General features: G+C 48.5%; 14 protein-coding genes and 1 pseudogene. 7 read left to right on the top strand and 8 right to left on the bottom strand.

Translation table 11 applies throughout. The features are described 5' to 3' along the window. Positions 1–14 precede the first annotated feature (14 nt). A pseudogene (locus ABIB59_RS14710) lies at positions 15–172 on the bottom strand (cytochrome b); the annotation flags it as partial. Between the two features lie 227 nt (positions 173–399). Between ABIB59_RS14710 and ABIB59_RS14705 the strand changes: the two are divergent. Continuing rightward, positions 400–714 (top strand): NIPSNAP family protein, encoded by a 315-nt coding sequence (locus ABIB59_RS14705; RefSeq protein WP_079498169.1) that lies wholly within the window; start codon positions 400–402, stop codon positions 712–714. Between the two features lie 421 nt (positions 715–1,135). Here the strand turns inward: ABIB59_RS14705 and ABIB59_RS14700 are convergent, their stop codons facing one another. Further along, positions 1,136–2,116: a quinone oxidoreductase family protein gene (locus ABIB59_RS14700; protein WP_047370561.1), complete on the bottom strand. Its 981-nt coding sequence runs from the start codon at positions 2,114–2,116 to the stop codon at positions 1,136–1,138. 107 nt (positions 2,117–2,223) lie between these two features. Here ABIB59_RS14700 and ABIB59_RS14695 point away from each other — a divergent pair, with 107 nt between their 5' ends. Continuing rightward, entirely contained in the window at positions 2,224–3,090 is an 867-nt protein-coding gene (locus ABIB59_RS14695) for a LysR family transcriptional regulator (RefSeq protein WP_279509909.1), read from the top strand. A 232-nt stretch (positions 3,091–3,322) separates the two neighbouring features. Further along, positions 3,323–3,706 (top strand): SecDF P1 head subdomain-containing protein, encoded by a 384-nt coding sequence (locus ABIB59_RS14690; RefSeq protein ID WP_222555970.1) that lies wholly within the window; start codon positions 3,323–3,325, stop codon positions 3,704–3,706. Positions 3,707–3,875: 169 nt separating this feature from the next. On the opposite strand, the gene ABIB59_RS14685 is transcribed toward ABIB59_RS14690, so the two are convergent. Next, on the bottom strand, positions 3,876–4,217 hold the full coding sequence (locus ABIB59_RS14685; protein ID WP_354035961.1) for a hypothetical protein: 342 nt from the start codon (positions 4,215–4,217) through the stop codon (positions 3,876–3,878). A 253-nt stretch (positions 4,218–4,470) separates the two neighbouring features. Between ABIB59_RS14685 and ABIB59_RS14680 the strand changes: the two genes are divergently transcribed. Further along, positions 4,471–4,953, top strand: coding sequence for a glutathione peroxidase (locus ABIB59_RS14680; RefSeq protein ID WP_108701188.1), 483 nt, complete (start codon positions 4,471–4,473; stop codon positions 4,951–4,953). 132 nt (positions 4,954–5,085) lie between these two features. Here the strand turns inward: ABIB59_RS14680 and ABIB59_RS14675 are convergent, their stop codons facing one another. Beyond that, entirely contained in the window at positions 5,086–6,294 is a 1,209-nt protein-coding gene (locus ABIB59_RS14675; protein ID WP_354035959.1) for an MFS transporter, read from the bottom strand. Positions 6,295–6,397: 103 nt separating this feature from the next. Here ABIB59_RS14675 and ABIB59_RS14670 point away from each other — a divergent pair, with 103 nt between their 5' ends. Further along, the gene (locus ABIB59_RS14670; protein WP_354035957.1) at positions 6,398–7,315 is read left to right on the top strand and encodes a LysR family transcriptional regulator; all 918 of its coding nucleotides are present in this window, start codon (positions 6,398–6,400) and stop codon (positions 7,313–7,315) included. Between the two features lie 94 nt (positions 7,316–7,409). Here the strand turns inward: ABIB59_RS14670 and ABIB59_RS14665 are convergent, their stop codons facing one another. The 3 genes from ABIB59_RS14665 to ABIB59_RS14655 all read right to left on the bottom strand — a co-directional run bounded on the left by ABIB59_RS14665 (position 7,410) and on the right by ABIB59_RS14655 (position 9,963). Next, positions 7,410–8,306, bottom strand: coding sequence for a GNAT family N-acetyltransferase (locus ABIB59_RS14665; protein WP_502910511.1), 897 nt, complete (start codon positions 8,304–8,306; stop codon positions 7,410–7,412). 179 nt (positions 8,307–8,485) lie between these two features. Further along, positions 8,486–9,199: an SDR family NAD(P)-dependent oxidoreductase gene (locus ABIB59_RS14660; RefSeq protein WP_354035955.1), complete on the bottom strand. Its 714-nt coding sequence runs from the start codon at positions 9,197–9,199 to the stop codon at positions 8,486–8,488. Between the two features lie 17 nt (positions 9,200–9,216). Further along, positions 9,217–9,963, bottom strand: coding sequence for an SDR family NAD(P)-dependent oxidoreductase (locus ABIB59_RS14655; protein WP_039078810.1), 747 nt, complete (start codon positions 9,961–9,963; stop codon positions 9,217–9,219). Positions 9,964–10,204: 241 nt separating this feature from the next. Between ABIB59_RS14655 and ABIB59_RS14650 the strand changes: the two genes are divergently transcribed. After that, positions 10,205–11,131, top strand: a complete 927-nt coding sequence (locus ABIB59_RS14650; protein WP_354035953.1) for an AraC family transcriptional regulator — start codon at positions 10,205–10,207, stop codon at positions 11,129–11,131. A gap of 320 nt (positions 11,132–11,451) precedes the next feature. Continuing rightward, a complete protein-coding gene (locus ABIB59_RS14645; protein ID WP_039078854.1) occupies positions 11,452–11,856 on the top strand; it encodes a GNAT family N-acetyltransferase in 405 nt (134 codons plus the stop codon). 184 nt (positions 11,857–12,040) lie between these two features. Here ABIB59_RS14645 and ABIB59_RS14640 read toward each other — a convergent pair whose 3' ends face one another. Further along, a complete protein-coding gene (locus ABIB59_RS14640; RefSeq protein ID WP_354035951.1) occupies positions 12,041–13,024 on the bottom strand; it encodes an NAD-dependent epimerase/dehydratase family protein in 984 nt (327 codons plus the stop codon). Positions 13,025–13,111: the final 87 nt, after the last annotated feature.

The raw sequence follows: 13,111 nt of genomic DNA, 5'->3' as shown, positions 1-13,111 counted from the left end.
TGATGAAAAAGCGCGGCCTGCAAGCCTTTTCTCAGGGGCGTCCCCGCTCCAGTTGCTCCCAGATATGTGCGCTTGCAAACAGGAAAATGACACTGGCTGCAGTGACCCAGTGCAGTGCCAGGGTAAAGCTATCGTAGCGCTGTCTTAGTGGCGGCGGCGTTGTTGCAGTCATAAATGTGATTCCATCAGTGTGTTGATGATGGATAAACGCCACACCCTCTGAATCTATTCGATAAAAAAAGCGTTTTTTTCGTTTTTATCCCGACGCGCAGTTCAGGGCCGGAAAATAGAAATGCCGATGGTGCGGTACATCAAAGAAGAGAAACCCACGGTTTCATGAGCGTAATATGTAGTATTCTCTGAGCCATAACAGAATGTTAAATCGCGGATGTGAACCTTATGCCAAACGTTATTGAAGTCCTTCAGTACACATTAAACCCCGGAACCGGTGATGCATTTGACTCGATAATGAAGTGCCAGAGCGTCCCCCTCCATACATCTTGCGGCATCAACGTCCTGAGATTTGGTAACTCACTCCATGACAACGATAACTATTATCTCGTCCGCGAGTTTGAAAATTTAGCAAAAATGGAGGCCGATCTTGCCCAATTTTATGCTGATTCCCGCTGGCGCGAGGGGCCGCGAAGCGAAATCATAAGCATGATCCAGGAAAGCCACCGTGTTGTCATGTCGGGCGACTTGCCCATCGCGTAAGGTTCGATTTCAACCGCATGAAATCAAAGCATATTAGCCATAATTGTCCTACATCACGGGACTGATAAAGGTGGCCAGAAACGGATTTCTTCAAACCTTAACAGACGCGATAAGGGTTCTACGACTGAGCAATGGGCAGAAGCGAATCTCATCGCGCCGCGTATATCGGTTCGTTCTAACGTGCAAAACGGAGATCGGAGGGCCGCTTTGTGCCAGAAGCGGATATTGTATGAACGTTAGTAATTTAGCAGGCTCATCCCCTTTATCTAATTTCTTGGATATCTCCTTAGCAGTACCTGAAACGGACGACAAGGGTTGAATGATTGTCCTTAAGGGACATAAATCCAGCCTGGTCGTCACGTCACTGATACGGCATTCCTTTAAAGATGCCTGCGTCGCTCGTTTCATTCACGTCAGAGTCTCAATACTGAACCGTGAGAATGACACTTCCTGTTGTATGACCCGCCTCCAGAACCCGGTGTGCTTCTGCTGCGTCGGTAAGGGTAAATTCAGCGCCAATGTGATTTTCAAGTCCTGCCGACAGTGCTGACATAAGGTCGGCCGCTCCCTTTCTGTAAAGCGCAGCATCATCTGCATAGGCGAGTGAACTGGGTCGCATCAGTGCTATAGATCGGGCAAATCCCAGTTCTTCCACCCGCACAGGAGGTATAGGGCCGGCAGGCTGGCCAAGACTGGCGACAGTGCCAAAAGGGCGGACCACGCTGAGCGTTCTGGAGAGCATTGTTCCTCCGATACCGTCGATGGCCAGATGCACGCCATACCCTTCCGTAATGTCGCGGACTTTCTCCGGCCATGCGGCGTCTGTATGGAGCAAAACTTCACTCGCGCCAGCAAGGCGGGCCGTTGCCACTTTTTCCGGTGAGCCCGTTGTACCAATAACCCTGGCCCCCTTCATCGTTGCCCAGCGAGTCACTATCTGCCCCAGCCCCCCGGCAGCAGAATGAACCAGTATCCAGTCGCCAGCCCTGACTTCCCTTACTTTGTTGAGCAACATATGTGCGGTAAGGCCCCGAAGCATCGTACTACCGGCTGTACGTGTGTCCACACCATCCGGAATCCTGATGAGGCGGCTGGCAGGTATATTGCGGGATTCAGCATAAGCGCCCATCGGATTTCCCGTATAGGCAACGCGGTCACCTGCAGCAAAGGCGCTGACGTTACTGCCCGTTGCTGTGACTACGCCGGCCCCTTCAAAACCAGGCACCGCCTGGGGATATGGCTGGGGGTAGAGTCCTGAGCGAAAATAGATGTCAACGAAATTCACGCCGATTATTTCGTGTCTGATACGAACTTCATCGGGACCGGGACTGACTGACTCTCTTTCCACCGCTTTAAGAACCTCAGGGCCACCCGGCTGGCTGATAATCATTGCTAACGACATTATTTTTTCCTCACTTATGAAGTGAGAAAACTATAAATGAGTTTATTGCAGGAAGAATACAGGTATAAAAGCACCATACATGTGTAAAAATGCACAAGAGGTGAGATATGGACTGGCAGGATTTACATTTTTTTTTCGCCCTTGCCCGGTGTGGTTCCCTGTCTGCCGCGGCCAGGGAGCTTGGCGTGGACCACGCCACGGTGAGCCGCCGGATTACAGCCCTTGAAAGTTCGCTGGGCCTCAGGCTCACAGAGCGCCTGCCACGCCGTACCATGCTTACCGGTCATGGGCGGATTATCGCCTCCAGCGCTGACGAAATGTACCGCATTGCAGACCGTATTCGAATCCAGGCGAGGTCATTGTGTGCCGAACCAGCCGTGCCTATAAATATCAGTGCGTCACCTGCCGTTGCAGCACACCTCATTGCGCCTGCTATAGCAGGCTTCACCCGGAAACATCCGGGTATCACGTTGTCATTATCCGGGGTTTCGCATCATGTTCTTCTGAATAAAAGTGAGGCTGACGTTGCGGTTCGCCTTGAAAGGCCTGACGATCCAGACCTGATGACAAGGCGTATAGGTACTATGCGCTTTGGTCTTTATGCTTCTCGGTTCTGGCAAGAAATTCCTCAGGAAGACTGGGTTTTTATTGCTTATGACAGCACGCTTGCACATGTCACGCAGCAGCAATGGCTTGAATCACTGCTGAACGGGCGGCGTGTTATCTTTCGGGCAAGCGATCTAATGGCGCAGCAACAGGCTGCCCGGAAAGGATTGGGCATCGTTACTTTACCCTGCTTTATGGGTGATAATGACAGCGAACTGGTAAGGCTGCAGGAAAATCTGCCTTCGCCCGTGAGGAACATTTGGCTGGTTGCCTACCCTGAAATTAAGCGTAATCACTCTGCTGTCGTGGTGATGGATTTCCTTGCTGAAATCATTGGCCGGTCCTGCCCGCCTGACAAGAATATCTGAGTTTTTTCTTGTTAATTTCTCATGTTATATGACTGACAGGGCTTCCCGTTAATTAATATCGGTACGATTTGAGTTTTATCTCCGCCAGGTATGATTCAAACTCACCTGTTCGCTTTTCACTCTTAGCGGGCATTATCTGATGCAACGTCTACTTTGTGCCAGGAGCAAGCATTAATAATGTTGAGATATGTTAATTTATGGGGAGCAGATCAACAAACAAAAGGAGAAGAAGATGCAAATCAAGTTTGGGGTGTTGTTACTCGCGGTGCTTGTGCCATTGACATCGACTGCAGCAAAAGGGAGTTTGTTTTTTTCGGTCGGTAATGAGAAAACTTCTTTTGACTCTGGATGTGTAAAGTCAATTGATTATGTAGAGAAGGATGAGACAGGTGCAGAGAATTTAATCTTTAGATTTTCCGATGAATGTGGCAAAAGGTTGTCGGACATGACCCGACAGAATATCGGAAAGCATATGACCATCGCCTACGATGATAATAAAATTACTTCCGCTGTGATTGCCTCGCGCCTGAGTACCAGCTTCAGAATATCCACAAAAGACATACCAAGAACACTGTTGATGCAAATACTTAATGATTATGAAGATGTTCGTGATTAACCAGAAAAAAGCGGCAAATAATCATAATTTATTTGGCAATGTAAAAGTCATTCATAAATACAATGTCCGCTTTTCGCTCTAAGCAACCATTCCGTTGCCTCAAAATGAAGGCCATCCTACAGGGGCGATCGGCTGGATCCGAACGCCCCCTGTCTGCCAGTAGCGAACGTTAACTGTTCGTTGACGGATCGTACTCCCACTGTGATTCATCACTGTAAATCGTACCGTCATCATCCATTACCTGTGCATTGAGGTGCTTTGCAATCTCCAACATCTTTCTGTACAGATATGTGTCTGGCCATTGGGTATAAATATTACCTGCGCTCCAGTCGAGCCAGGGTTCTGCGTACAATGAAGGGCCTGACCACAAGGCGTGGTAATCGCCATTTATAATATGTTTGCTTAATTCCTTATCGCTATTAATGTAGTCAAGCCATTCATCAGCAGTTATCTGTGCTTCATCATTATCTGCCCAGAATTCAGCTCTTGTTATGTGAAATTCAACACCCATAGCATCCCCTAAACAGTGAAATAATTATCACAAACTAATGTAGTGCCCTATTCTATACGAATGTAAACCCACACAAAGCACAAAAGTCGCCTGTTTGTTGTTCTTTTTGTTCAACTTTGCAAAGATGTATCACACATGATTCCACACCTGCCACACTCGCAGGAACAGGCTCTTCCCTTCACGCCCAGCCCCGGCAGTAACGCGCTACGTGGCAATGTCGACATCGAACTGGTTCTGCTTTGAGGATTTCGCTATGACTACCTTTTACCAACTGTCAGCCACCAGCCTGGGCGGCCAGCTTATCTCTATGGCCGACTACGCGGGTAAGGTGGTCCTGGTCGTTAATACCGCCAGCCATTGCGGCTTCACGCCACAATACGGCGGCCTTGAAGCGCTCTACAAAAAATACGCGGCCCAGGGTCTGGTGGTATTGGGTTTCCCCTGCAACCAGTTCGGCAAACAGGAACCCGGTGGCGCCGAGGAAATCGCGCAGACCTGTCAGATTAACTACGGTGTGAGCTTCCCAATGTTCGAGAAAATAGAAGTCAACGGAAGCGCAGCGCACCCGGTGTTTCGTTATTTGAAACACGAATTACCCGGCGTGCTGGGTGGGCGAGTTAAGTGGAACTTCACGAAGTTTCTGATCGGACGCGACGGTAAACCGCTCAAACGTTTTGCGCCCTTCACCACTCCACAGAAAATGGAAACCGCAATCCTTGCGGCACTTAAAAACTGAATTTTTCGCACATTCATTTTTAACGCTTTATGCAAAAAGAGGATCAACATACCGTCAAACTTTTGCTTAAACAGCAAGTAGCGTTCTGATGACTCTTTTTGTGGCAGATTCGTGCCAGCAACGAACGTTGTGCTAATCAATGATGGGGGGCTCAGGCTGGATAGTCCGCTTAGCCAGTTTCTTTCGAAACAGTATGACCATTACAGGAAATCCTGATGCCGCTAATGCACTGACAACCAACAGTCTGTTCAGATTTTGCGTGGTTAATCCCTGGTCAGGTAATAATAAAGAGGACAGAAAGAATGCGAGAGTGGTTATCAGGAACATAATGGCTGTCTGTAATGAAGAAAAACCGGCTCGTTGTTCATCCTCAGGATACTGGACAGCCACCACCGAAGCGCAAACAAGTCGGCTATATGAGGCGCCAAGAAATAAGGTGATAAAGAGACCTGCATTATGATAACCCACCGCAGGAATCAGCAAACTTGCCACAAAGAACAGCGTCGATATTATTGCCAGCATTAGCGTGGATAAACGCGCCGTTAGAATACCTGTTATTTTTGTAGACAGATAACCTGCAATCCCTCCACTTAAAAACAATACGGGTAACAGGTTTTGTTGTGCTCCCATATATTGCGTCATTAATGGCGTTATTATGGGAATAATCAGCATTGGACTAAATTGTGCCAGTGCCGTACAAGAGGCAAAAAATAAGGTTTGCGTATCAACAGGCAATCTGGTCTTCCCGCCTGATGAGACCGTATCCCTGGGGATGATAAAGCCTGTCAAGGGTAAAGAGACCAGGCAAAAAGAACTGATTAACCACAGCGCTGTATGCCAGGCATAGTGTGAGCACAAAAATAATATAGTGGGCATTCCTACAATGCTTACCATCGAAAATGACGCAATTACCGTCGCCAACATTTTTCCGCGCAAATGCGCCGGGGCATTATTTATTAACAAACTTGTACCCACCCCCATTGTCGTACCGCCGACCAGCCCTGCGCAGAATCGTAATATAAGCAGAAGACTAAAACTGGAGGTAAATGTCGTCAAAAGTGTCAGCAGGCCTAATAGTGCCATATTGGCGATTAAAAAACGCTTCTTATTGAAACGACCAATCCAGTAAAAAGCGATAACGCCCGAAATGACTGCCCCCAATGTATACATACCGGACACATAACCTGAGAAGGATACGGGAACGGCAAAGTCTGCTGCCATAAAGGCAAAAATAGGATTGAACATCATATATTCCAGCGCATTCGTGAACTGGATAAAAGCCATTACAATGGCAATACGCATGAGGGCTTTATGATTAAACGTCTGTATGGCCTGAGACATAGCAAGCAACCTGTGGATGAAAGATATCCGAGTGTAACTGCTATCAATGCTGCGCATTAGGTGGTAAAAATGGCACTTATTGTTATCAATAATGGGATAATTGATGCGTGCGGCCCTGGATTTTACCAGCCTTAAAGTGTTCATTGCTGTGGTTGAAAGAGAGAGTTTTGTGGGGGCAGCGAAAGCCCTTGAAATGCCGACATCCAACGTGAGTCGTTGTATTTCTCAGTTAGAAGAAAAACTGAATCTTCAGCTCATTGAGCGCAGCACCCGCCATATGAAACTCACCCAGGCGGGGCATCTACTCTACATTCGGGCGAAGCCACTGCTGGAGGCGCTTGAGCAAACTGAGACAGAATTAACGTTGCGGCAGATGCAACTCAAAGGCCCATTACGCATCTGTATTCCCAATGAAATAGGTCCTGCATTGCTGGGTTCTGTTATTGCCGATTTCGCCTGTCAGTACCCGGAACTGGAGATCAGCTGCATCACAAATTTGTCAGGTTTAGAATCCCTTCGCGATGATCTGGATTTAGCTGTCATTGTTACCCGTGGTCAGATGGATGACAGTGACTACATAGCCCGTCATCTGATGACCATCCCTTGTACCGTTGTTGCCGCCCCCGCCGTCATTCAGCGTTATGGCACCCCTTCGCATATACAACAATTTGAAGAGTTACCCTGTATTACAACGGTCAGTGCACTGAAAGGCGCGCCCTGGCAGTTTATCGATAAAAAGGGTGGATTCGAGACAATTAAGGTTAACGGGCATTATCGGGTCAACAGCGGAGAGATGGCAGGACGAGCCGCTATAGCAGGTGTCGGTTTTGCAATTCTGGCGAAACAAGCCTGCCAACCCTATATTAGCGATGGTCGGTTAATCGAGGTTGAGTTTGAGCAATCGGCAGCGCCATTGCAATTATTCGCGCTTTATTCAGATCTACGTTTTTTGCCTGCCAAAACAAGAGCGCTGATTGATTTCATGCATCAGAAATTAAGCAATATATCCACAGTAAAATAAGGCGGTAGTGAATAGCCGCGAAGCATCGCATTGGCACAAGGAAGAGGATGAACATACCGTCAAATTCCCCCCCGTGCGGCGACAGGTCAGCCGATTAACTCACCATGACAGGTAAAAATTCGTATCTGAGAATGCATGTTCGCCCCGCTTTTTCGGCTGTTTTTATAGACGGCAAATTTTCTGGAACGATAGTACCTGTCATCAGGCAGATATCCTGGCTGGAGTGGGCAAGATAGTGACGAAGCCAACACTGAGCCCGGGAAGCCAGCGAGCGTCCGCGAAAGGCGGGTAGAATAACCTCATCAGAAATTCGGTAACCCCGTAAAAAAGCGACCTCTGCCTTCTCGCAAATTATCAGTCCGGCACGGATCCCCTCTTCGTAAATAATATACGCGGCGCCTTCTGAAATATGATGATGGAGTTCTTCGTCATCAACGGACAACAGGCTGGCTGGTAAGGCAGGCATAACAGACAAGGAATGCTGCCAGCCATCAATCAGAGCCTGCCGACACCATTTAAAATCGGCATATTCAGCCGCTCTTAGGGTTACGGTGTCATCATATTCCGGAGCACCCGACAGGCAGGATGCATAGATTAGCTGGTCTGTTATGCCTTGAACTTTATCGTGGCCTGGCGTGAGTATACGGATGTACTGTGGCTTTAGTTGCGCCCATTTCTGGCTGATAAATTTGAGTACCGAACAATCAATATTCGAGTCTGACGCGACGATATCAATAAAAGGACTATTAATATCGCCTCCCCGGTAACGCGGGCCAGTAAGAAACTGTCGGCCATTAATATTGAGTTTTCGCTGTAGGAAGTAATCCTGCGGTAAGCCCGTCTCTTTCCATGGAAATTGTGCTGAAAAGGTCTTATCCACACACCGTTTTTCCTGCTCAGAAAGCCATTTATCAAGCCAGCAAAAGAGCGTTTCCTGTGGTACGGGGAGTTCAGCATACTGAGAAAGCATGAATGTTAGCATCGTATCCATCTGACATTACTCCAGGTATCGGGTCTGGCGTCACAGATTGCCCTACCTTTGACGCTAATAACAAGCAGCTTTCTGAGGCGTAAAGCCCGCCAGGCTTATAACGCCTTGCGACCAGGTATCGCCAAAAGCGGGCGTTTGAAAGAAAAAGCCAGCAAGATAGCTGGCTTGTTTTGCCGCTTTCACCAGGGCCAGGTGTTATTTTCATAGTCAAGGAACAGGTGTTTTCTATCATTACGGTGTAGCTCAATGACCTCAACCATTCCGTTGACGCTGGTGTTCACGTCAATCTCTGCTTCTACGGCGCCGTCCAGGGTGCCCATCGCTGTCGCTACCCAGCCCGGATGAATAGACAGGACAGTATGCTCCCCCTGCATCAGATCCATATAAATACAACGCGCCAGCATATTCAACGCCACTTTACTGGCCCGGTAGAGCTCAAGACCTATTCCGGGTTCGGTATTGCTGGCAATGCTACCCCGGTGCGACGACATAAAAACCAGCGTGCCGGCAGGCTTAAGGAAAGGCAGAAGGTGCCGGGCCAGGCGGGCAGGACCAAAAGCATTGGTCATCATAATCTGCTGGAATTCCGCATCTGATGCCTGCAACACTGATTGATATAACGGACCGTAGATTCCGGCAACCAGAAAAATAATATCAAACTGCCATGCACCGAGCCTGGCGATAAGGGGCCCGATATGGCACACATCAGTGACATCAATCTCGCCGGTCGCGAGACTGCCCGGATATCCCTTTTCCAGGGCGATCAGGGAAGCGATATCTGCATCCGGTAAGTGTGTAGCAAAAACGTCCCAGCCCTTTTTCAGATAGGCTTGCGACAGACCCAGCCCGAGCCCTTTCTCAGCCCCGACAATCAAAATACGCTGTTTATTCATTCTTCCGGTGCTCCTGGTTACTGTGCGGTATAACCGCCGTCTGCCATTAATATCGTTCCCGTCACGAAGCTGGCTTTGGGCGATGCAAGCCAGATAATTGCCTCCGCAATTTCTTCCGGCTGCGCCACTCGTCCAAGTGGATGAGCGTGACCATAGCTCGATAACGTGGCGCGGCTATCTTCCACGATGCCGGAAAGGATATTCGTTTCGACCACGCCAGGTGCGACAGCATTAACCCGGATACCATACTCAGCCGCTTCCAGAGCCAGCACTTTTGTCAACTGGGCGATTGCGCCTTTAGAAGCCGAGTAGGCGGACGTTGCTTTCATGCCCACCATACTCACGACTGAGGCCACATTGACAATCGCCCCCTGCCTGCAGGGTTGCATAACCTTCAGGCTTTCCCTGGCCAGGAGAAAATACCCTCTGGCATTAATAGCCATAATATTGTCCCATTCCTCAGCCGACGTCTCGATAGCACGTTTATTCAGGGTCTTGCCTGCATTGTTGATGAGAACATCCACCGTACCGAACGCTGACTGTGCGAGTTTCACGGCGCCGATAACCTCATGTTCCAGACTGACGTCGCAAATATGTGTCACCACCTGATCGTTGTGTATCAGTGAATGAACCTGCGGATTAATATCCAGAGCCAGCACCTTCACTTTATGACTCACCAGTAGTTTTACTGTCGCCCTGCCAATATCGCCCGCAGCCCCCGTGACAATCGCCACTCTGTTTTGGAGTCCCAAAAAATCTGCCATTTTTACTCCTCAATTGCTGAATTACATTGCCAGAGCGCCATCTCGTTTATCAGCCGGTACTAAAAAACCCTGCTGCGGATAAATGCCTCTCCACCTTTCTTTTGCCGCAAAAAGGATATGAGAAGCAGATAAACGCAACAATGTTGATTACTGTACAAACATTATCTATTCCTCTCATAATGTCTTTTGGTAAGCTGCTATAAACCACAAAAATTATCCTTTCGTATTTTCAGGGGGCCTGGTGTCTGGATTTACCTCAATACTGACGCGGAAAATGATCCCGGCTTTTCTGGCGCTTGCACCGGATGAAGGCTACTCACGAACCTGTATGAAGGAAGTCAAACTGCTGCGGGTAAATGAGCCTATGCCCCATACGCCCGTTCTTTATGAGCCCTGCATAGTTATTGTTCTGCAGGGAAAGAAAACGGCGTTGATGGGCGGACAGGCGTTTATCTACGATGCAGGACATTATCTGGTTGTCTCAGTCCCTCTTCCTTTTACCAGCCAGACGACAGCCAGCCAGGATGAACCTCTTCTGGCTATGTCTGTATCGCTTGATATCAGCCTTATAGCCGAATTGATTATTGAAATGGGGGAACAGGCCCCAACCGATAATGAGAATGCGGGAATACTGTTTTCCACCCCGCTCAGAGAAGAACTGGCAGATACGGTTTATCGGCTTCTGACGGCGCTTGGAAATAAAGAGCAGGCCAGAATTCTGGGGCCGGGAATTCTGAAAGAACTTTCTTATCGTATGCTGATTGATACTCAGGGTGCTTCAATAAGGGCGGCGCTTTCCGGAAAAGGGCATTTCAGGCAAATTGCAGCGGCTATCCGTACGATGCATACCCGGTTTATGGATAATATCGATATTGATTTGCTGGCGAAAGTTGCCGGGATGAGCGCGCCTTCTTTTCACCGCCATTTCAGAGCATTCACAGACACAACACCGAAACAGTATCTTATTTCCATCAGGTTGCACCAGGCACGTTTTTTAATGGTCAAAAGTAATGTCACTGCCAGCGAAGCCGCTTTACGGGTTGGTTATATCAGCCCGACACAATTCAGTAGGGAATTTAGCCGGTTCTTTGGTTGCCCCCCTCAGAAGGAAGCGCATCGTTTACGTCATTTATTAAAGGTTAAAGCTGAGTCGTACTGGCCTGAATAATATTATTCCGATCATGGAATTGAGATAATTTAACTTGATGAAATTTCAGCGAGTTACCAGTGAGGCTCACCATAACAGATTTTACAAGGGTGTATTCTGCAAGGTTACCTGTTGTCTAACAAAATTTACAAGACCACGTCGAGAGTGTCTGCACTTAATTGATTCCCCTGCCCCTCTCATCGCTTCCGGGTTCTTCCCCAGATGCGATGAGGCGGAGAAATCACACTACTTTAGACTATGCTTCTTTTTTCTATCAATTGTATTGATAACATGATTGATGATAAAACCGGGGTCATCCGTTAATGAACAACGAGAGTAAAATGGAAGCAGAATACATTTTAATTGACGCTGTCCCTGCGGCAGAAGATTTTTGCCGCTTACGTATTATTTCAGGCCTAACCCCCCGCCCACTGGACGCGGTAAGAAAAGCGCTCCCAGGAAGCTGTCATGGCGTGCATATTCAATTTTTGGGTAAGGTGGTTGGAATGGGAAGAATTGTCGGTGATGGCGTTCTTAATTTCGACATTGTAGATGTGGCGATTGATCCACAACATCAGGGTAAAGGCCTTGGGCGAAAAATTATGGAAGCGTTAATGTTATGGCTGAGAGAAAAGGCAACAACGGGTGCTTACGTTACCTTGATTGCTGATGTTCCCGAACTTTATGAAAAATTTGGCTTTAAATGCGTACGACCTGAGAGTGAGGGTATGTCGTTAATGTTATAAGTTCTCCTCTCCTTTGTACGACTGAGAACAATGCATAGAGGAAGAAAAAGGGGCTGCCCTACAACATTTTTATACACAATATGCTTCCAGGCAGCCGCTTGTTCTAAAAAGTAAGGTTGGAAAGAGTTCGACCATATTGCGTGCAAACCCGAATAGTTATTAAGAAAATTTTATGAAGGTCTGCTCACGAAGGCCCCAATCGGGTGTCATTAAGACAGCCCTGGCCGAGTAAAGTGGTATGCACAGCGTCAATAAGCGGGGTATGCGGCTCGTAGCCTAAAAAATCGATCAGTTTTGCATTAGCCATCTGTATCGCCTGTTCCCACAAATAGCGCATCTCCTGCATTTCATGCAGCGTGGTGTTGAAAGGTGCCATCGCCGTGATGAGCCACCAGGGAAAAGCTTTTACCTTCGCGTTAACACCCGCAAGCTGTGCGACACGCTGTATGGCTCCGGCCATTGCCGTACCATCGGCATCCCAGTGTCCTCGCATATGAAAACAGGCAAAAGAGTCGAGTCGATCGCGACGCGCTAACAGCGCAACCAGCGTTTCGGCGACATCCGGCAGATAGGCCCACTGATGGCCTGTCCCGGTTCTGCCTGGGTTTTTAATTATTCGCGGGCGTTGACCCGGTTTGATCAATCCCTGCGAAAACCAGTTATTGCCTGCGTCAGGGCCAAAGAAGTCACCGGCCCGCAGAATCAGCACCTTTCCGCCGCGCTGCGCGTAAGCGAATAAGGCCTTCTCCATTTGCACCCGTATTGCCCCTTTTCGGGTGACTGGATTTTGGGGAGAGTCTTCCCGCAAGAGTGGAAAGGCGTCCGGACCGTAGTTATAAACGGTGCCGGGAAGAACAATTAATGCACCATTTCTCTCTGCGGCATTGATGGTGTTCTGCAACATTGGCAAAACCAGTTGTTCCCAGTTTCGATAACCGGGCGGATTAACAGCATGGACTATCACACTGCATTCTGACGCGGCAGCCGCGACCTGCTCAGCATTCAGCGCATCACCCTTTATCCACGTCATGCTCCCGTGCTCTTCATTCTGCGGGGCGCGGCGACGCAACGCGTGGACGTCCCATTTTTCGCGGATGAGTTTACGGGCGATTTCGCCACCGATTCCGCCTGTTGCGCCCAGGATGAGTACCTTGTTTGTGTTTTTCATTGTCTTACCTCTGCCGGATGTCTGCTTGACATCGTAGTGTCTGTGCGAGCTAAATGTAATTGCATGACATCAGACAGCAGGTATGCA

This window comes from Citrobacter sp. UYEF32 (assembly GCF_040546205.1).
In the GTDB taxonomy this organism is placed as follows: domain Bacteria; phylum Pseudomonadota; class Gammaproteobacteria; order Enterobacterales; family Enterobacteriaceae; genus Phytobacter; species Phytobacter diazotrophicus.
The sequence above is the reverse complement of the archived record's forward strand: the minus strand, read 5'-3'. Positions and strand labels throughout refer to the sequence as shown.

Excerpts from the sequence above, each read along its gene's own strand:
- ABIB59_RS14705 (WP_079498169.1), top strand. The coding sequence starts at position 400 with ATGCCAAACGTTATTGAAGTCCTTCAGTACACATTAAACCCCGGAACC.
- ABIB59_RS14700 (WP_047370561.1), bottom strand. The coding sequence starts at position 2,116 with ATGTCGTTAGCAATGATTATCAGCCAGCCGGGTGGCCCTGAGGTTCTT.
- ABIB59_RS14695 (WP_279509909.1), top strand. The coding sequence starts at position 2,224 with ATGGACTGGCAGGATTTACATTTTTTTTTCGCCCTTGCCCGGTGTGGT.
- ABIB59_RS14690 (WP_222555970.1), top strand. The coding sequence starts at position 3,323 with ATGCAAATCAAGTTTGGGGTGTTGTTACTCGCGGTGCTTGTGCCATTG.
- ABIB59_RS14685 (WP_354035961.1), bottom strand. The coding sequence starts at position 4,217 with ATGGGTGTTGAATTTCACATAACAAGAGCTGAATTCTGGGCAGATAAT.
- ABIB59_RS14680 (WP_108701188.1), top strand. The coding sequence starts at position 4,471 with ATGACTACCTTTTACCAACTGTCAGCCACCAGCCTGGGCGGCCAGCTT.
- ABIB59_RS14675 (WP_354035959.1), bottom strand. The coding sequence starts at position 6,294 with ATGTCTCAGGCCATACAGACGTTTAATCATAAAGCCCTCATGCGTATT.
- ABIB59_RS14670 (WP_354035957.1), top strand. The coding sequence starts at position 6,398 with ATGCGTGCGGCCCTGGATTTTACCAGCCTTAAAGTGTTCATTGCTGTG.
- ABIB59_RS14665 (WP_502910511.1), bottom strand. The coding sequence starts at position 8,306 with ATGGATACGATGCTAACATTCATGCTTTCTCAGTATGCTGAACTCCCC.
- ABIB59_RS14660 (WP_354035955.1), bottom strand. The coding sequence starts at position 9,199 with ATGAATAAACAGCGTATTTTGATTGTCGGGGCTGAGAAAGGGCTCGGG.
- ABIB59_RS14655 (WP_039078810.1), bottom strand. The coding sequence starts at position 9,963 with ATGGCAGATTTTTTGGGACTCCAAAACAGAGTGGCGATTGTCACGGGG.
- ABIB59_RS14645 (WP_039078854.1), top strand. The coding sequence starts at position 11,452 with ATGGAAGCAGAATACATTTTAATTGACGCTGTCCCTGCGGCAGAAGAT.
- ABIB59_RS14640 (WP_354035951.1), bottom strand. The coding sequence starts at position 13,024 with ATGAAAAACACAAACAAGGTACTCATCCTGGGCGCAACAGGCGGAATC.